The sequence below is a fragment of the uncultured Kordia sp. genome, assembly GCF_947489565.1.
Lineage (GTDB): Bacteria > Bacteroidota > Bacteroidia > Flavobacteriales > Flavobacteriaceae > Kordia.
This window is the reverse complement of record NZ_CANLEA010000013.1, coordinates 115,924-134,650: the sequence shown is the minus strand read 5'-3', so window position 1 is coordinate 134,650 and position 18,727 is coordinate 115,924. Positions and strand designations below refer to the sequence as shown.

General features: G+C 34.0%; 19 protein-coding genes. 5 read left to right on the top strand and 14 right to left on the bottom strand.

Annotated elements, in window-relative coordinates:
- Window positions 1–46: 46 nt before the first annotated feature.
- The 9 genes from Q0845_RS17990 to Q0845_RS17950 all read right to left on the bottom strand — a co-directional run bounded on the left by Q0845_RS17990 (window position 47) and on the right by Q0845_RS17950 (window position 9,390).
- Window positions 47–2,206 (bottom strand): DUF5916 domain-containing protein, encoded by a 2,160-nt coding sequence (locus Q0845_RS17990; RefSeq protein WP_298516183.1) that lies wholly within the window; start codon window positions 2,204–2,206, stop codon window positions 47–49.
- Window positions 2,207–2,244: 38 nt separating this feature from the next.
- Window positions 2,245–2,679, bottom strand: coding sequence for a nuclear transport factor 2 family protein (locus Q0845_RS17985; protein ID WP_298516181.1), 435 nt, complete (start codon window positions 2,677–2,679; stop codon window positions 2,245–2,247).
- A 105-nt stretch (window positions 2,680–2,784) separates the two neighbouring features.
- Window positions 2,785–3,828, bottom strand: a complete 1,044-nt coding sequence (locus Q0845_RS17980; RefSeq protein WP_298516179.1) for an AraC family transcriptional regulator — start codon at window positions 3,826–3,828, stop codon at window positions 2,785–2,787.
- A 79-nt stretch (window positions 3,829–3,907) separates the two neighbouring features.
- The gene (locus tag Q0845_RS17975) at window positions 3,908–5,188 is read right to left on the bottom strand and encodes a hypothetical protein (protein ID WP_298516177.1); all 1,281 of its coding nucleotides are present in this window, start codon (window positions 5,186–5,188) and stop codon (window positions 3,908–3,910) included.
- Between the two features lie 178 nt (window positions 5,189–5,366).
- Window positions 5,367–6,170, bottom strand: coding sequence for an SDR family NAD(P)-dependent oxidoreductase (locus Q0845_RS17970; protein ID WP_298516175.1), 804 nt, complete (start codon window positions 6,168–6,170; stop codon window positions 5,367–5,369).
- The gene (locus Q0845_RS17965; protein ID WP_298516173.1) at window positions 6,167–7,150 is read right to left on the bottom strand and encodes an LLM class oxidoreductase; all 984 of its coding nucleotides are present in this window, start codon (window positions 7,148–7,150) and stop codon (window positions 6,167–6,169) included. Before Q0845_RS17965 ends, Q0845_RS17970 begins: the two co-directional genes overlap by 4 nt.
- A gap of 42 nt (window positions 7,151–7,192) precedes the next feature.
- Window positions 7,193–8,203 (bottom strand): zinc-binding alcohol dehydrogenase family protein, encoded by a 1,011-nt coding sequence (locus Q0845_RS17960; protein WP_298516171.1) that lies wholly within the window; start codon window positions 8,201–8,203, stop codon window positions 7,193–7,195.
- Window positions 8,204–8,222: 19 nt separating this feature from the next.
- Window positions 8,223–9,086: a DUF4437 domain-containing protein gene (locus Q0845_RS17955; RefSeq protein WP_298516169.1), complete on the bottom strand. Its 864-nt coding sequence runs from the start codon at window positions 9,084–9,086 to the stop codon at window positions 8,223–8,225.
- A gap of 13 nt (window positions 9,087–9,099) precedes the next feature.
- Complete coding sequence (locus Q0845_RS17950) at window positions 9,100–9,390, bottom strand: putative quinol monooxygenase (RefSeq protein ID WP_298516167.1); 291 nt, start codon at window positions 9,388–9,390, stop codon at window positions 9,100–9,102.
- Between the two features lie 166 nt (window positions 9,391–9,556).
- On the opposite strand from Q0845_RS17950, the gene Q0845_RS17945 reads away from it, so the two are divergent.
- The gene (locus Q0845_RS17945) at window positions 9,557–10,441 is read left to right on the top strand and encodes an AraC family transcriptional regulator (protein WP_298516165.1); all 885 of its coding nucleotides are present in this window, start codon (window positions 9,557–9,559) and stop codon (window positions 10,439–10,441) included.
- Between the two features lie 6 nt (window positions 10,442–10,447).
- On the opposite strand, the gene Q0845_RS17940 is transcribed toward Q0845_RS17945, so the two are convergent.
- The 3 genes from Q0845_RS17940 to Q0845_RS17930 are packed head-to-tail and all read right to left on the bottom strand — an operon-like array spanning window position 10,448 to window position 12,556.
- A complete protein-coding gene (locus Q0845_RS17940; protein WP_298516163.1) occupies window positions 10,448–10,963 on the bottom strand; it encodes a hypothetical protein in 516 nt (171 codons plus the stop codon).
- 41 nt (window positions 10,964–11,004) lie between these two features.
- Window positions 11,005–12,108: an alkene reductase gene (locus tag Q0845_RS17935; protein WP_298516161.1), complete on the bottom strand. Its 1,104-nt coding sequence runs from the start codon at window positions 12,106–12,108 to the stop codon at window positions 11,005–11,007.
- Between the two features lie 52 nt (window positions 12,109–12,160).
- Window positions 12,161–12,556 (bottom strand): DUF3574 domain-containing protein, encoded by a 396-nt coding sequence (locus Q0845_RS17930; protein WP_298516159.1) that lies wholly within the window; start codon window positions 12,554–12,556, stop codon window positions 12,161–12,163.
- A gap of 105 nt (window positions 12,557–12,661) precedes the next feature.
- Between Q0845_RS17930 and Q0845_RS17925 the strand changes: the two genes are divergently transcribed.
- Window positions 12,662–14,329, top strand: coding sequence for an FAD-dependent oxidoreductase (locus tag Q0845_RS17925; RefSeq protein ID WP_298516157.1), 1,668 nt, complete (start codon window positions 12,662–12,664; stop codon window positions 14,327–14,329).
- 78 nt (window positions 14,330–14,407) lie between these two features.
- Here Q0845_RS17925 and Q0845_RS17920 read toward each other — a convergent pair whose 3' ends face one another.
- Both Q0845_RS17920 and Q0845_RS17915 read right to left on the bottom strand, forming a co-directional pair.
- Entirely contained in the window at window positions 14,408–14,980 is a 573-nt protein-coding gene (locus Q0845_RS17920; RefSeq protein WP_298516155.1) for a hypothetical protein, read from the bottom strand.
- A gap of 53 nt (window positions 14,981–15,033) precedes the next feature.
- Window positions 15,034–15,483, bottom strand: a complete 450-nt coding sequence (locus tag Q0845_RS17915) for a nuclear transport factor 2 family protein (RefSeq protein WP_298516152.1) — start codon at window positions 15,481–15,483, stop codon at window positions 15,034–15,036.
- A 134-nt stretch (window positions 15,484–15,617) separates the two neighbouring features.
- Here Q0845_RS17915 and Q0845_RS17910 point away from each other — a divergent pair, with 134 nt between their 5' ends.
- From Q0845_RS17910 to Q0845_RS17900, 3 genes are all read left to right on the top strand, one after another.
- A complete protein-coding gene (locus tag Q0845_RS17910) occupies window positions 15,618–16,820 on the top strand; it encodes a tetratricopeptide repeat protein (RefSeq protein ID WP_298516150.1) in 1,203 nt (400 codons plus the stop codon).
- A gap of 141 nt (window positions 16,821–16,961) precedes the next feature.
- On the top strand, window positions 16,962–17,345 hold the full coding sequence (locus Q0845_RS17905; protein ID WP_298516148.1) for a BlaI/MecI/CopY family transcriptional regulator: 384 nt from the start codon (window positions 16,962–16,964) through the stop codon (window positions 17,343–17,345).
- The gene (locus Q0845_RS17900) at window positions 17,338–18,669 is read left to right on the top strand and encodes a M23/M56 family metallopeptidase (RefSeq protein ID WP_298516146.1); all 1,332 of its coding nucleotides are present in this window, start codon (window positions 17,338–17,340) and stop codon (window positions 18,667–18,669) included. Before Q0845_RS17905 ends, Q0845_RS17900 begins: the two co-directional genes overlap by 8 nt.
- Window positions 18,670–18,727: the final 58 nt, after the last annotated feature.

Sequence of the window (18,727 nt, the reverse complement as noted above, 5' to 3'; positions counted from 1 at the left end):
ATAATAATTAATCGTATATGTTTCAGCAGTATATGACCTGTAAAAATCAAAAATCAAAACGTTTGTTCATTTTAAAAGCGATTCCCCAATTTTTTCGGGTGAGATTTTGTGTGAAATTATCCGAAACCACAAAGTAGAGATACGATAAAGGCTTGTATTCCCATTGCAAGCGACTGTTGATATTAAAGTTGTCTCGCTGTGTATTGTATTGCACATATGTGGTCCAATTTAAACGATTTGAAAAGAAAATTTCACTTGTCAATCGCGCTAAATGAAAGGTTTCTTCGCCCAATTCATTCAAATCAATATGATTGACATCATACGTAAGTTCTAAATTGGCAAATGGTAAGAGTTGATAATTCAAATAGGCGCCTGCGGTAGTGCGTTTTCCGCTGTAATATGTTCCTTTTTGCACATTGACACGATATCGAAATTTTTGATTGTTCGCAGAATTGTATCCTACTTTCAAAAGTCCAAAACGATAGCGATCAGGTTGTAAAGAGTTTCCATTTCCAAGCGGATCAAAACCATATCTTAAATCGATATCATCATAAAAAAACACATAGTATACTGCGGATAAGTCTTTGAAAAATACCGCCGAATTCAAAAAGTGAGAAGATTGATTGAATTTCCCCGTTTCATCAAAATACGTATTGTTGCTATAGTTTAGGTAACGAACTGAGTTTAGTTTGTTGGAATTCTCATAAAATTTTTGATATTCTACACCTGCATTTGCTTGCGTATATCCTTCACGAACCACAACATCATTGATGGCATCGTAATTAAACAATCGTGGTGTAAAACCAACATCTGTCAAGTAATTTCGTTCTACTTTTCGAATGCCTGCATTCCATTCCAACCCGCGTTGGTTGTACCAAATTCCTAAGTTATAGAAGTTATTTTTATTGGTAATTCCCTCATTAAAGCTTTTACCAACATTTGCAATTCCAATCCATTTGTTGTTGTCAGACTTGTAATTGAGATTGATTCCTGTGACACGATTGTAATCATCTACAAATTCAAAATCATCAGTTTCTTGACGATTGATGAGATAGGCCGTCGTTGTAAAGTTTTTAGAAACTTGCTGCTCACCAACGAGCGCCGTAAAATTCTGTGAAGCAACCTCGTTTTCTCGATCTGTTTGAACATTCAATACGCCAATTCGTGTTTTGGGTGCAATATTTCCAGAAAGTTTCAATCCAAATTGAATATCACTCTCTGCTCCTATTCTTCTGGAATAAAAAGGATTGACGCCATTCACACCTAAATTTGAAAACAAATCAGCATTCTCTAAGAAAAAGTTTCTTCGCTCCGGAAAAAAGATCGCAAAACGTGTCAAATTCGTCACTTGCTGATCAACATCAATCTGAGAAAAATCTGGGTTGATGGTTGCATCCAATTTCAATGAAGACGTCAAATTGTATTGTACATCAACACTAGGCACAAACGTCGTTTCATCCGTTTCATTGACAAGATCTTCTTGATAATTTGCCGTAACAGATGGTGTTACCGTAAAACGTGATGTAGCAATATCAGGAAGGTTTTCTACCGTAAATTTCTCTGTAAAGCGTAAATCAAGATTGGCAAAATTTCGTTTTACATTTTTAAAAATAGTCCATGAATTATTCTTGATATCTCGCACATAAAACTGCATTCCAAAAACTGGATTTTCTTTGTTGAAATTCAACGCTTTTAACGGAATTGCCAATTCATATTGCTTTTTCTTTCCGTTTAAAACAGCTTGTGATTGCCAAATTGCGTTCCAACTAAAATTAAGATTGTAACCATCATTCACACGTCCGACCAAACCATCGGTCTGATTTCCCAAGGAATTGATGGCAAATAAATATCCGTTCTGTTCCTGATTTTGAGTATCAATCACAATGATAAACGCATCACTAAATGCTATTGAAACATCTCTTTTTAAAGTGTTTACGCGCGTTTCTTCTGTAGAATCATTGTAGATTGCTTGCACATATAAATATTCGCCATTGTGAAATAATTTTACTTCGGTTTGATTTTCCGCCAACCCAATATCTGTTGGTAAATAATTATAAAAACTGGTATACGTGGGTAATTGTTCCCAAACGGTTTCATTAAACTGTCCGTCAACAATAATTTTGGTATCTTTAAAAGGAATGTTTGTGTTTTGTGCCGCACTCTTTAAGAAACCACACAAGCACAAGAATGTAAGGATGTATTTCATCTGTTGTTTTTGATTGTTTTTAAATTTGTCAGAGGGAATTATTTCTTAGGATTGTCGGTTCGTGTAGCTGTTTTACTAATAATTTTCCATTCGTTATCTATTTTCTTTAATAGAAACAAATCGATATACACCCAACTGCGTTCTGGTCCTGCAATTTCTACTTTTGCCCAAGCAATATCGTTTACGATTTCTATAGCTAAGACTTTTCCATCACGGCCATTGAATTTGCCTTTTTCGCCATTTTTAAAAAAGCCAGCATATTCGTTTGGAGTATATCTTTTGAATGATTTATCTCTTCCAGTTAGATACAATGTGGCGTTTTCTGTAAATGCACTTTTAAGTTGTTCTAGCTCATTATAAGAACTCCCATGGATATAATTTTGAAGTGTTTTTTCTACAGAAGCATGTTCCGATTGCGCATTTGAAAGTTGTATCGCGAAAAGCGTAATAAAGATAAAAATGTACTGTTTCATTATTGTTTGATTTTTTGATTTGATCAAACTTCTAAAAACAGCTTATAATTTGAGTGATTGATTATAATTGAAGTGTCCAGAATTATAAAATTGGACAAATTTGGGCTAAGAAAATTGTTTTTTAAACTCCGCAGGTGTTTTACCAATGAGTTTTTTAAAGGTAGCGTAAAACGTTGATTTCGAACTAAAACCAGCTTCAAAACCAATAGATTCTAAAGTGAATTGATTGTTTTCTTGTAATAATTTCTTTGCTTCTTCTACTCGATACTCATTAATAAATAATGCAAAGTTTTTTCCGAGATTATCATTCAATAATTGCGATAATTTGTGTGAAGAAATGTGTAAAACTTTGGCAATATCGTTCAATTTCACATTTGTGTTTTTATGAAATTGATGTGTTTCCATCGCCTCTTTTAAAGCAGCAATTAATTGTTCCTCTTCTGTTTTGTCAATCTTTTTTGCTTGATACTTTTCAGGAATATCTTGAAAAATAGTATCGCGATTCTTTTTCGATAAGAGAAAAATCAATAAGGCATAAAAAACGACTGAAAATGTAATGGTTCCCACAAAGTATAGATAGAAATATCCAATCATATACGCTGCAAAAATGAGCACATTTGCCAATACTAAAATCAGCAACCAGACTTCCGAAGTTGTACAGCGAATGTTCTTTTGAAAATACTTTTTAATGATGTCTTTCAATATATAAATGGAAAGCGCTAAGTACATTCCCCAAACGGCATAGATAAATTGCACCACAAAATTTGTCCATAATTCTTTGAAATATGGATATGGTTTTACTATTCCAATTACTGTAATTATGAGTAAAAGCAATCCACCGTGAATTTTCCATGAGGTTGGAATGCTTTTTTTATTCTCAATAGAAGCTTTTACATAGAAAAAAGTAGCGGCGCCAATTAAAAAACAAGCCGATAAACCTATTTGTAAAATCCATAGATTGCGTTCTTCTCGTGGTGTAAAAATTGTGTAGACTGATTTTCCAATTCGAATACATAATACCAACAATAACAAGCCAAAAAAGAAATTTTGCACACGTTTTTGTTTGCTAAAGAATAGAAAATAAATACTTGCTAGAAATCCATTAAATACGCCAATAGAGCATAAAAAGAATAGCAAAGGAATGTCCATGTGTTTTGTAATTGATGCGATTCAAATATATAAATATTTTCAATTTACATGATCACTTAAATAGAATTCTATTGATTTTTTAATTATCATCAAAAAGCAATTTTCCTTTGTAATACATAATATTATAATCATTTACATATTTAGCCCATGAAGTGATATGAATTGTATCTCCTTCATAAATACCATCAAAAGTGTACGTTCGCTTTTTCGTTTTTGTATATGTAAATTCACTCCATTCTTTGGTTTCGTCAGATAATAAACGAAAACGTATGGTTTTTGCTGTAGAATCAATTTCAAACTTAAATCGTTCTGTTTTGTTATTTTCTTTGATAATTTTGAATGTTTCAGGTTGATATGAAACTCCATTGAATATCATTTGTTTCCATGCTTCAGGTTTTTTTACCGTTGTTTTTGATGCTAATGTGTCACCATTCACCACAAACTTTTGAACAGTTTGCATATTTGTAAACCATGTATATCTGTTGATTGTTTCAGACTCAATTCGCTCAATATGTTCTTGCGCATAGAAATATGTTACTACTGACAATAATATTACTTTAAAAATAATTCGAACTTTTTTACTTTTTACTAAAGGCTCATATGTTTCTGGTTTTGTTGTTTCGTTTAATACTAGATATGTATATAAACTTTTTAGCTGTGTACTCAATAAAATGATAAGCATAAATGATAAAAAACACGCATATAATATGACAGTAACATCGAAACTAATATCCATTAATACTACATTTGCCATGATAACAAAAAGTAGCATTACACCTAAAAAAGTTGTTTTTCTGAAGAATAATAAAACTCCTCCTATAACCTCTATCCAACCAGGAAACATGACTATTAATTTTGAAAAACTCATAAATTTCCACATTAATCCCATGCTTGTAAGATCGCCAACTTTTGTTTCCATAGTATCAAGTCCCATAGTTCCAAACTGTAACATGAATACTTTAGAAAGTCCATAGCCAATTATTACCAATCCTAACTGATATCTAATAATTGTTTGTAGTGTAATTTTAAGTTTGTTTGTGTATGACTTTTTTAAGTATACATCTACTAAAAGCCATATAGTTGTTCCAATAATGGAAACCAATAAGACAAATATATATCTGCTAAATTCAAATCGTGAATCATATCCTCTATGCAATTGATCTGGAGTAAATTCCCATTCATAAAAAAAATCTCCAATCCAGATAATTGGTTGATCCCAAATAGTAAGTTCATAAAATATTTCCGTCACAGGATACCCTAAGTCAGTAGGAACTATATAGAAAAAGATAAATAGAAATGAAAATCTCCAAAATATGTTTTTTGATATGTTTTGAAATGAGTTGCTAAGAATTATATTCATTGAATAGTAAGGTTGACATATTTGAATTCTTTTTTGGAGGAAATCAAATATACAATTTTGAACTACTTATGCGGTTGGGTTCAATGCTATTCCAAAAAATGTAACTCGGCTTTTATAAATTACGATATGTTTTTATTTTAAATGACTGGTTTTTAAGAATAATGAAGAAAAAATGATGCTATAAAACTCCTATGATATTCTCAGTTTTGTTAATTAACTTTTGAATTTTCTCCTTATCATACGCATCTGGATGTGCATTTCCATAACTTCCTTTATCATTGTCAAAGTATTTTCCTGTAATTCCTTTGTGTTCTTCAGAAACTGTCAAATCATATAAAATATCTGCACCTTTGTCCGCAGAAGACCAATGGGTTCCAAAGGCTTCTTTGACCATGTTTGTGTTTAATAATGATCCTGGATTTACAGCAATCACTTGAATGTTTGAATGTTGTTTGGCCAAATAGAAACTCCACATTGTCAATGCCAATTTACTTTGTGCATACGAAACTTGTTCTGTAACAGTCACGTTTCCTGCTAACGCATCCAAAGAAACAGGCGCTTGTGCAGCTGAACTTAAATTAACGATTCTGGCATTTTCTGATGTTTCCAAAAGTGGTAATAATTCGTTTGTCAAAATATATGGTGCTATATAATTGACTGCAAATCGCAGGTCTAAACCGTCAGTACTTTTTGCAATTCGACTATTGTAAACACCTGCATTATTGATCAATACGTCAATTTTTGGAACGGTTGCTTTCATCTTTTCTGCTAACTGCTGCACAGCTGCCATTGTTGACAAATCTGCTGCAAATCCTTTGATATTGGAATTGTTTGATGCCGCTTGTATTTCTGAAATGACTTTTGCGAGTTTTTCGCTATTTCTTCCGTGAATATATACTTCGTGTCCTTCTTTCGCGAGTTTTATGGCCGTAAGTTTCCCGATGCCATCGGTACTTCCTGTAATAATGATTGTCTTTTTCATGCTGTTTTAGTTTGTTTTTTTGTGGTGTTTGAATGAAATTCGGGTAAAATAGTTGTTGCCAAACGTTCTAACGTTGCTTCAATCGGGTTTGAATTGAAACGTAAATTTAATGCAATATGATTTACACCAATGTCTTGTAAATGCTGCAAATAACCCAATAAATACTTTGCTCCTATTCGAAAACCTAAATGAATTGGCTGTGGTTTAAAATCATCATTTTCATGCAAGTCTATGTATAAAGGCTGCAAAAACGGTTTGTCATATGCGTGCTTTTCTGCTATCAACGAGCGCCATTCTGCAATGCGATATTTTTGTTGTGTTGGATCTCTTGGATAATACATCCAACCATCGGCATATTCAGCATTCCATTGCAATGATTGTTGACTAAAACCCGTGACTAACATTGGAATTTTATGATTTTTTGCTTTTGGTAAAACATCAATATTTCCTTGTAAACTACCAAATGCTTTTGAGGTGAAACTTGGAAAATTATCTTGTGCATTTCGAATGTACTGAAACGCTTCTCTAAAGAGTTCGCCACGATTTTCATAGTCAATTCCCATCGCAGGATATTCTTCATAACGATCGCCAGAAGCAATTCCTAGAATCAGTCTTCCATCAGACAATTGATCAATCGTAGCAGCAGATTTCGCAATATGCACAGGGTGATGCAATGGCAAAGCAATGCTTGCGACACCAAGTGCAATATCCGAAGTTTTAGCGGCTAAATATCCTAAATATGTAAACGGATCAAAGGTTTGTCCTGCATCGCCAAAAGTTGGCACATGAAAAGGAACATCGCGTAACCAAAGTGCTTTAAAACCCAATTGTTCTGCCAATTGCACACGTGCCACATGATCGTTCATCGTTGGAACGGGACTTTGCGCATAGTTTTCAATAGGAACTACCAATCCAATACTGAGCTGGTTATGTTTGAAAACACTGTTATATCCGCGATTTATTTGTTCGAATGTGTTCATTCTTATACATTAATTAAAAAAAGTGAATCTTCAGGAAAAAGCTTAAAAGTTTTCTAATACTATTTTCCCTTTCGCTTTGCCCGATTCTAATAGCGCATGTGCTTTGCGAATGTTTTCGGCATTGATGTTTCCGAAATGTTCACCAACTGTCGTTTTGATGGTACCAGCATCAATAAGTTTAGAAACCTCATTAAGAATGTTGTGCTGTGCTGTGATATCTTCTGTTTGAAACATAGAACGTGTAAACATAAACTCGATATGTGTAGAAACCGCTTTGAGTTTGAATGGCATTACGTCAAATCCACCTTTGGGATCGTCAATAAAACCAAATCTCCCTTGTGGTTTGATAATTTTTACAATCTCGTCTTTATGTTGTTGCGTAGCATTTAAACTCACAATATAATCGGGTTGTGGAAGATTGTAGGTTGCGAATTCTTCACTCAATTTATTTCTATGATTGATGACATGATCTGCGCCCAATTCTTTCAACCAATTCGTAGTTTCTTCGCGAGAAGCAGTACCAATAATTGTCAATTTTGTCAATTGTTTCAATAATTGTGTCATGATTGATCCTACGCCACCAGCGGCACCAATGACTAAAATACTTTTGTTTGGATTGTCTTTAGCAACCTGCATTCTGTCAAACAACAATTCCCAAGCAGTAAGTGACGTTAGTGGCAACGCAGCTGCATCACCAAAAGATAAATTTGCTGGTTTTCTTCCCACAATACGTTCGTCTACGAGTTGATACTGCGCATTACTTCCAGAACGTGTTAAATCGCCTGCATAATACACTTCATCTCCAACCTTAAACAAACTTGTCTCCTCGCCTACTGCGGTTACAATTCCTGCCGCGTCCCAACCAATCACTTTCCAATCATCATTTTCTGGCGCTACATTTTGCCTTATTTTATAATCTACCGGATTTACTGAGATTGCTTTGACTTCTACCAGCAAATCTTTTCCCGTAGCTTTTGGTGTTTCCAGTTCAATATCTTGTAATGAATTTTCATTATCTATTGGCAATGATTCTTTATATCCTATTGCTTTCATGTCTTTTTTGTCTAATTTTTTATTCGCTTAATTTAATAGTGTCATTGGTTCGAATGTAAAGAATTACGTCTTCTTCTTCATTAAAAATTTCATGTATTGCCTTCGCTTTTGCTGTGAAGTAACTTCCTGCATCCAACCTTTTTATTTCTTTGGTTGTTGGTAATTCGTATAACAAATTTCCTTTAATGATTACGGCATGAAAAACAGTGCCATTGCTTTGTAATGTTCCCATGAAACCTTTGGGGATTTTTACAAATAAACCTTGTAAATCCTTGTTTTTCCACAGAAAACTGATACTGGCATTGCTATTGTCGATCCAATTAGTGGTAGTGTTATTCAGCCAAACAATGTTTGAAGCATCAATATTTACAGGTTTTTCACCACTATCAAAAGCTTCACTTGTTGGTTTTACCAAATATGGTCCGTGATCAATTTCTACATAGGCAATATTTTCTTCGCCTTTGGCAGCTGTTATATGTGATTCGCCTTTGGGTTGCGTCCAGAAACTTCCGGGTTGCATCCACATGTTTTTTGCGTTTTCATCATCATTATGAATCAGTCCTTTTATAACAACAGCTCTGTAGGTTACATTGTGAATATGCGGTGGAGAAGAAAAACCGTCTACAAATTTTGCTAAAAATCCAGTTGCAACAGCACCTTTTCTATCTCCCCAAATAGTACCTGCTTGCGGACTTTGATTGCCACGAGCAGGATTTAATTTCTCCCAAACAATTTCTGAGCTTAACACTACTTTATTCGTTGGGTTTTCGATCTTTTGAACAGGTTGTGAAACTTTTGTTGTCTTTTCTCCTGTCTTGTTAGCAGGACTTTCGCAAGAAAATACTATTCCTAGTAGTAATGCACAAATCGTTATTTTCTTCATATTGATTCTATAATTATCCTATAACGGTCATTTCATTCAATTCAAAAGATTCCACGGCGCCTTCTGTTGTTTTCATATATGCTGCCAAATGATCATTTTGCATGTGTTGTTGCCATAATTCGCGATTTTCCCAGTTTTCATAAAACAAAAACAGGTTTTCATTTTCATTATCTTGGTGTAAATCGTAATTGATACATCCTTTTTCGGCACGTGTAATTTCGATTAGTTTTATTAATTCCTCTTGTATGAATGTTGATTTTCCTTCTTTGGCTAGAATTTTAGCGACGATCGTTAATTGACTCATATTTATATTTTTTTGATTTTTAAATTTCTTGATACAAAATTACCACACAACGCATGAGTTACTTAGGTATTTAAAAAGGGTATTTTGGTATTTTTAAAGGTTTTAAGATTAAAAAAGCACTTTCTAAGGCAATTTTTATATAATTTTACACAAAATTTGATCAAAAATGCAAGTATTAGAGACGTACAAACCTTTTGAAATACAAGAAATTGAGTTGTCTGAATGGAAACAACGTCCTGTAAAGAACAATTTTTTTGAGTTAGTGTTAATCAAAAAAGGAACTGGGACACAATGTATCAATTATAACGAATATACATATACAGAAGGAAGTATGTTTTTATTGCCGCCTTTAAAATGTCATTCATTTAATATTTCAGAACCTTCAAAATTTGTCTTTTTAAAATTTACAGATGCTTTTTTTAAAAGCTCTAAACGTACTTCGATTGATCGTGACGAATGGTATAAAGAAGCATCGTATATTCTTTCTAATTACAATCAATTGCCTGGTGATATTATTAAAAGTGACATTGATCGCACACATATTAACAGACTTGTTGCGATGATTTTAGAAGAATCTCGTAATTACAACGAGGCTTCTATGTATTTGATAAAGAGTCTGATGACTAGCATTTTGGAAATTTTGATTCGAAATATAAAGAAATCAAGTTTTTATGAGATTTCTAACGATTCCAACGATGATAGAATTCATAAAATGCTTACGTATATCAACGAACATATTGATCAGCCTGAAAAATTAAAAATAGAGCATTTAGCGACTGTATTTTCGATGTCTTCTACGTATGTGAGTGAATATTTTAGAAAACAGATTCATATGCCATTGCGCGAATATATTATTAAAGCCAAACTGAAACTTGTGGAAATTCGTTTATTAAACTCTGATTTTACCATTTCTGAAATCGCAGATGATTTGGGCTTTACAGATGCAAGTCACTTGTCAAAGACCTTTAAACGTTACGTAGGTTCATCTATCAGAGAATTTAAAAATAACGGTGAATATGTATTGTTGAAGCGTGTAGTTTGTAGTTCTTAAAACTATTTATAAGAATTTCAAAGAAGCGATAATTGCTTTCATAAACCGTTCTTCATCACTGTTAAATTCATTAAAACTATCTACGACAAGAATAAAACTGTCTTCTGGTTTGTCGTGAATATTTACTTCATACTTTCGGAAAGTAACAGTTCCGCCAAGTGGTGCTGGACCTCGTAAATCGTAAGTATACATTGTGTACGTATCAGTCGTTATTTTTCGTAAATTATTTTGATATTTTAAAGACCCCGATTTGTTTATAGCTGATAGAATTTCCTCTGTTATAGGTTCAAAAGTTCCCCAATTGCGTTTATAGGTTGCTGAGACTTTTAGTTTGCTAAAAAAGTCTTCCCAACCACCTTGTTTCGCAATGATTTCTTCTTCCGAAACTTTTACATCCCATTCTTTAGGAATTGAAATTTCAAAATCTTTTCCTTCGTTTTGGTAGGCTTTTAAGTTGATTGGCGGTTTTTCGCAACTGGACAACAGTACAATCAGTATCAACACTATAGGAATCTTTGACATGTAATTGAGGTATAAAAAGGATTTTTGAGTTTTCAAATATATCATTTAATTTTTGCCTTCGGATAATCCGTAAATCCTTTTTCTCCAGTAGTGTAAAAGGTTGCTGTATCCCAATCTGCCAAAGCAATTCCGTGTTCAAAACGTGTTACCAAATCCGGATTAGAAATGAAAGGCTTTCCAAAAGCTACTAAATCCGCTTCGTTAGCCTCTAGGACTGTATTTCCTTTATCAAACGTAAAATCTGTATTAATCATAAGTGTGCCTTTGTATAAAGGTCTAAAATGCTTTGCAATTTCCGTAACTGCATGCGGCACTTCTGAAACATTCGAAAAAGGTTCCGACAAATGAACATACGCCAAATCATAGTCATTTAGCTTCTTGATAATGTATTCAAACGTAGGAATCGTTTCTGCATCTATGGTAATTCCTGCCATTGCGGAATGCAACGACGGATTGAAACGGACTCCAATTTTCTGTTCAGGCATTTCTTTTTTCATCGCATCCAAGGTTTCAAAGAAAAACCGTGCATTGTTTTCAATACTTCCGCCATACTTATCTGTTCGTGTATTGGAACAGTTTGTAAAAAACTGATGAAATAAATATCCGTTGGAAGAATGCACTTCCACGCCATCAAAACCTGCTTCTATGGCGTTTTTGCCAGCATTGACAAAGTCTTGAATCGTGCTATCAATATCATCTTGTGTCATTTCCCGAGGAGTAACTGTGTCTTTAAAGCCTTCTGGTGTATAGGATTTTCGATTCGGATTGATCGCAGATGGTGCTACTGGCAATTCTCCATTATGAAAATCAGGATGCGAAATTCGTCCCACATGCCACAATTGAATAAAGATTTTTCCGCCTTTCTCATGAACGCGTTTGGTAACTTTTTTCCAACCTTCAACCTGTGCTTTTGTATAAATTCCTGGTGTATGAATATAGCCAACTGCTTCTTTGGAAACCTGTGCGCCTTCTGTAATAATCAATCCTGCGGAAGCTCTTTGCTCGTAATAAATTCCGTGTAACTCATCTGTCGGTACATTTCCTTCGTTATTAGCTCTACTGCGCGTCATTGGCGCCATAATGATACGATTTTTGAGCTGTAGATTTTTGGAAGTATAAGGTTGTAAAAGTGGTTTTTTAGTCATTTGGTACTATTTTTTGTAAAAATACATTTAGTTGTAGATTTCTTTTGTATGATTACTCAAAAATAGCTTTTACAGGTGTTTCAATTTTTAAAACTGATTCTTGATTAAATAGTTGTTTGTAATTATCAATAACATACACAATATCAAGACTGTCTTGTTGTGTGCCTTTGTTAAGATAAATAATCAATCTGGAATTTTCGGAAACGGTTTCTCCTTTCGGATTCGTCCAAAAACCTTTCGATTGTATTTCTGTATAGCCAGCAAATCGTTTGCTAATATAATCGAGTTTAAATGCATTCCATTCTTGTTCTGTAACGACTCCATTTTTCTTGGAAAGTCCAAAATACAGCTCAGTTTTGATATGATTGGTCTGAAATTTAGTTGTACTACAAGCAACAAAGAATATAGCAACTACACTAATGAGGATATATTTTAAATAGGTTTTCATGATCTTTCTGGAGATTTGGTAATTATGACGTGAATGTACTGAATTTTGCCAAGATATTTTCTTACTTTTAGAAACATTAAACTACTAACTTAACCATCATATTTCATGAATTCACCTTTTAAAGATCATGCTCCAAAAGACTTGAAAATTGTAAATTTTGGAGATCCTCTGTATCACTATGCGCGTGTTATTTCGAATACACGTTTTGGTAAAATGCCTATTTCTATAGCATATTGTAAACATGCAGAACATGTACAATACTGTGTCAATTATTGCAGAGATCATGGCGTTCCATTTAGAGTTCGTTCTGGCGGACATCAACATGAAGGAATGTGTTCTGCTGATAAGGCAATTATTATCGATTTATCAGAAATACATACACTTCCTCCTTTTGACGAAAATACAGAAAAACTCTGGATTCCCGCAGGAAAACAATTAGGGCAAGTGTATACTGAACTGGCTAAAAAAGGAAAAACAATTCCTAGTGGCGGTTGCCAATCTGTAAATGTTGGCGGACTTACTCAAGGTGGCGGTTGGGGAGTTTCGGTTAGAAAATACGGTTTAACCTGTGATTCCGTTACTAAAATTGAAATTGTATTAGCCAATGGAGATATAGTACATGCCTCGGAAGAAGAACATTCTGATCTCTTTTGGGCATTAAAAGGCGGCGGCGGCGGAAATTTTGGTGTTGTCATTCGTTTTGAATTCAAACTCGTCTCCATTCTTCCTGTAACTACTAATTTTTCATTGCAATGGGAAAAACCTGATGAAATCAAAGATGTTATTACAAAATGGGCAGAGTTACACGCCAAAAAAGACGGAATAGACGAAGCGCTTTCAGCTACCTGCAACATGCTTATTGTAAAATCGCCAGATGGAAAAAAATCTGATGTCCAAGGTCGTATGGGTGGAAAATTTTATGGTTCTAAAGTTGAATTATTAAAGTTATTGATAGACTATTTCGGAGTCTTAGTCGTAGATAAAATTACCGAAACTACTTTTAAAGAAATGCCAAAAGGATATTCTGAATCCTTACAAGAAAATAATTCTCAAGCAGACTTCTCTATATCTTCTAATGAGAATAGTTTTCAATCAAAATCTGTCATGACAACAGATAATACTTCGTTTGATTCTTATGCAGCAAATCAACGTATGTTAATTGATTTTATTAACCCAATAGGCAGTATTCAGTATGCTGAGAATACTTTAAAAGAATGCAAAAACTTAGATTTAACGGTATTACCTGATAGAGGACCTAGTTCAACGTGTGATCAACCACATCCGCATAAAGTGTCTTCTAGTTTTCCAAAAGATACTGTAAACCACAGAGCCTTGGTAGAAGCTATTTATGATTATTTAAAAGGATCTTGTTATTACGCTGATGTCAATATGTATATGAGTTTTCATTGCATGGGCGGCGCGGTAACTAGAAATGCAGACAGCAATGCTTTTGGGTATGCTCAAAAACCATATATGTTGCAAATACAAGCTTGGTGGGACGATGTTTCCAATGCTTTTACTAATGAAGGTAGAAATATTGAGTATTTGAAATGGGTTAAAACATTCAGAGAATCCATTGCAGAACACACAGAAGGTTCATTCATCAATTTTGTCGATAAAACCTTAGTTCCTGATATTGAAAAAGATGAAAATCGCTTAGAATTGCTTGAAATCTATTATACAAAGAAAAATTTGGAAAAATTGCGAAGAATCAAATCTATGTATGATCCGAATCAATTATTTAGTTTTGAAATGAGCATTTTGCCTGAATAACAACAATATATTTTATCATACAAAAAGCTATCATTCTTATTGTGAATGATGGTTTTTTGTAGTTTATACTCCAACTGATTATTCTTTCCAGCCCCAAGGAGCTTCTGGTGTTTTGATTGGTTTTGTGATATCCATCACGACTTTAAATACACGATCGGTTCCTAAACGTCTAAGATTATAGGTAAATGTTGTTTCATCAATCGTAATCCACCACACATTGGTTGCCGCCGCAGGAATCATTTTTTGAGTTTTCGCATCTGCTGGAAATACTTGAATATCAGCTTTTCCAGTATTTGCAGAAGTTCCACCATAGAAATTGATTTTGTCTTCGGAACCATCTTTGTGTCTGTGATCATGTTTTAGTGTGATGCGATCGTTTTTATAGGTTAAAATCCACGTGCGCGATTTGTCTTCTCCCACAAAAAATGGAATCTTTATTTCAGTCTCAGTACACTTACGAACATGCATTGTCAATGTTTTTCCTCCAAAGTCTTTGTCTTCTTTCGGAAGTTCTAAAGTGCCTTCGTATGCTCTTCCACAATGTTTTTGCAGTGAATTCCAGAATTTTTTGGCTGGTGTTATTTCTTGCGAAAGCGCAGAGAAAGAGATGAAACAAGTGATTATTAGGATATACTTTAGTTTGAAGGTCATGATAGAAAATGAATTTAGGATTATAAATATACTGTTATGGTTTGATTCGGTTTTTATATCGAATTCCAAATGTCTAAGTATATTTTCCAGTCATCTCCTACTCGTTTCCAAACAATTACATATTTGCCTTTCCAAGAGCTTTTGTCTCCATTGGCCTTTAATGTTGTGCCTTCATAATATCCATGATCATACGCGGTGTCATCTACAATGGTAATTTCAACGGGTGTGATTTTATGATTCATGGTTTTTACGCCTTCTGGTAAAATCCAATATTTTATGATGCTTTCTCTGCTTGCAATGATATCTCCGCGTTGTGGAAATATTTTTGCATCTTCTGTATACGCAGCGCCAATCATTTTATAATTAGATGTATTGACATGACTGGAAAAGGTCTCTATATTGTGTAAAATTTTATCAATATCTTCTTGATTGCCTGAATAGGTTTGTGCTATTCCGAATTGTATGGAAAATGCTGTAAACAGTAGTACGATGAATGTTTTCATGATTTGATGAATTATTTTATTTTCTCTAATAAATAAACGTTTAAAAAGTAAATATAGGGAGGAATTTTTGAAATTACTTCAAACAATTTATTATTCCGAAATTTACCATAACTTTACAACACCAAATAATCTACATGCCTTCAGAAGTTGCAATTATTTTTATGTTGGCTTTGCTGACATTCCGACTCCTCACAACTGTAATTCATGAGTTGGGACATGCCATTCCTGCATTGTTGTTGACCAAAGAGAAAGTCACCGTATATATGGGATCGTTGGGAAATCCGGAGAAATCTTTTCAGTTTCAATTAGGCCGCTTGGAATGCTTTTTTAAGTTCAATTTGTTTTATTGGAAAGGCGGATTGTGTGTGATGCATGCTAAAGATATTTCCATTCGTACAAGCTTTATTGTCACTATTTTTGGTCCGCTACTCTCTTTGATCGTGGCAGGAATTGGAATTGTACTCCTTTCCATCAATCAGTACGACAATATTACAGAGTTGGTCATTTTTGCCTTGGTTTTTTCCTGTTCGCTTGATTTTTTGAATAATATTTTCCCAAATAGAGATGCGGTTACTTTGCATGACGGCACTGTAGTTCATAATGATGGACAGCAATTATTACATTTATGGAAATTAAGACAAGTGTATGCTATTCCTAAGAAGGCGCTTGCATATTATGATGATGGGGAATTTTTAGTAGCTGCTAAATTATTTGAAACATGCATTCCCGCTTTTCCTGAGGATCCTGAGATATATAGACTTGCGATTTCTGGATATTTGCACGCTAAACAAGACGCAAATGCTGCAAAAATTCAAGAAATGTACTCAGAAAAGTTTAGTGATTCTTTTGATGTAGTGGATTTTATCAATCTTGGAAATGTAGCACTTTATAAAAAAGACTATCATGGAGCATTGGAAGCATTTAAAAAAGCTTATGAAATTGAACCTACAAATCCGTTTGTGCTTAATAATTACGGATTTACGCTTGGCGTTATTGGACAACATGAAGAAGCTATCTCAAAATTGAACACTGCTATCATTGAAATTGAGAAAGACAAAGATACTTCTAAAGATATTCATACTGTAAAAGCATATTCTTATTGCAATCGTGGGTTTTCAAAATTGGAGTTAGGTTTGCTTGAAGAAGGACTCAAAGATACGGAAATAGCATACGAATTAGACCCAAGTGATGCGTATGTATATCGCAATTTTGGACTGTATCATTTTTGCAGAAAAGAGCATATTAAAGCGCACGATTTTTATCAGAAAGCCATTGATTTAGATTCACAAATTCCTAGAATTCAAGAATATATCAAAAATAACAATCTTAAACTTTAAGGTTAATTAAATAAACTCAACTGGTTTTAAATCAATGATTTAAACACTTAAAATAATTCAATTAAATTTTATATATGACTACAAATATAGTTTTATGACTATTTTTATAGTTATATTAAAATATTCTTCTATATTTGCAGCATGAACGAGTTAACCAAAGCTGAAGAACAAGTCATGCAATATGTCTGGAAATTAGACAAAGCATTTCTCAAAGATATTGTAGAACAATTTCCTGAACCAAAACCCGCATATACCACAATTTCCACGGTAGTTCGTGTGTTGGTACGAAAGCAATTTTTGAATTTTGAAACCTACGGAAAGATTCGTCAGTATTCACCTGCGATTTCGAAAGAACGTTATTTTTCACAACACATCAAACAAGTCATTGGTAATTTTTTTAACGGTTCTACCAGTACGTTTGCTTCGTTTTTTGCAGAAAGTGATACGTTGAATTTGACCGAAATGGAACAAATGAAAGCTATTTTAGAAGAAAAGATTAAAACCTTAAAAGCAAACGATGAATAGCATTTTAGTATATCTTTTTCAGGTCAGTTTGGTATTTGGCAGCTTTTATTTGTTGTACAGATGGTTTTTTAGCCGATTTACGTTTCATAGATTTAACAGAACACTACTTTTAGCCTTGATTCCATTGTCATTGCTGATTCCGTTTAGCAATCTATTGTTTCCAGAAATACAGTTATTTGCTTTGGAAATTCCACTATTTGACGATTTTACAACGTATTCAGAGACTTCAGCAGTTGCAACAGCAAGTATTAGCACAAACCATCAAACTATTGATTATAGCTTCTGGATTTTTTCCGTGTATCTTGTTGGTGTCGCTTGTTTTTTAATCCGATTCATACAAACTACGTATCAAATATTCAGGCTTAAGAATCAATCAGAAAAAGTATCCTCAAACAATACAACCATATACAGCGCGAATGTTTCAGAAGTATTCTCTTATTTTCATTGGATTTTTGTTCCAACGTCAAAAGCAGCTTCGATTGATCAATGCATTCTTACACACGAAAAAGCGCATATTTCCAAATTACATTCTGTAGATGTCGTCTGTACAGAGGTTTTTATCGCACTTTGTTGGTTCAATCCACTCGCCTATTTATATAGAAAATCTTTAAAATCGATTCACGAATTTCAAGCAGATGCATTTGTGTTAGCCGAGCAAAAAGTTAAGAAGTCATCATACTTAACATTATTGCTAGGAAGTCTTGAAACACAAGATGCAAATCCTGCATATAATTATTTTTCACAACCCACACTCAAAAAACGAATAGAAATGATTACAAAATCACAATCAAAAAACAACTTAAAATTCACGTATTTGCTTTTAATTCCTGTAATTGGATTGGCTTTTATGGCGTTTAAAAGTACGGAGGAAGTCATCATTCCGGTTGAAACCTTGCCTACTGCCATTGTCAAAGAAAATGGAACTCCGACACTGTTTCCTGTACAGAACAAGACTGAAAGACATATTTCTTCTAAGTTTGGCGCAGTTCGAAAGCATCCAAAACTAAAAAGCAGCACTGCACATGGCGGAATTGATATTAAAGCTGCCACAGGAACACCGATTGTTGCTACTGCAGACGGAACTATTGTAAAAGCCAAAGACGAAGGCAATTGGGGAAATTTAATTGTCATTTCACATGCCGATGGTTTTGAAACTTGGTATGCACATTTGAAAGGATTTAATACGAAAACTGGCGCAAGCGTGAAAAAAGGAGCTATTATTGGCTATGTTGGCAACACAGGATTATCTACAGCGCCACATTTACACTATGAAGTGCGTCAGCACGGAAAACGTCTGGATCCTATGAATTATATTACAGAATAACGTCCGAAAAATAGCCTCACAATTTATCCTTCAGGAATGCGTTATTATTGCAGTTCCC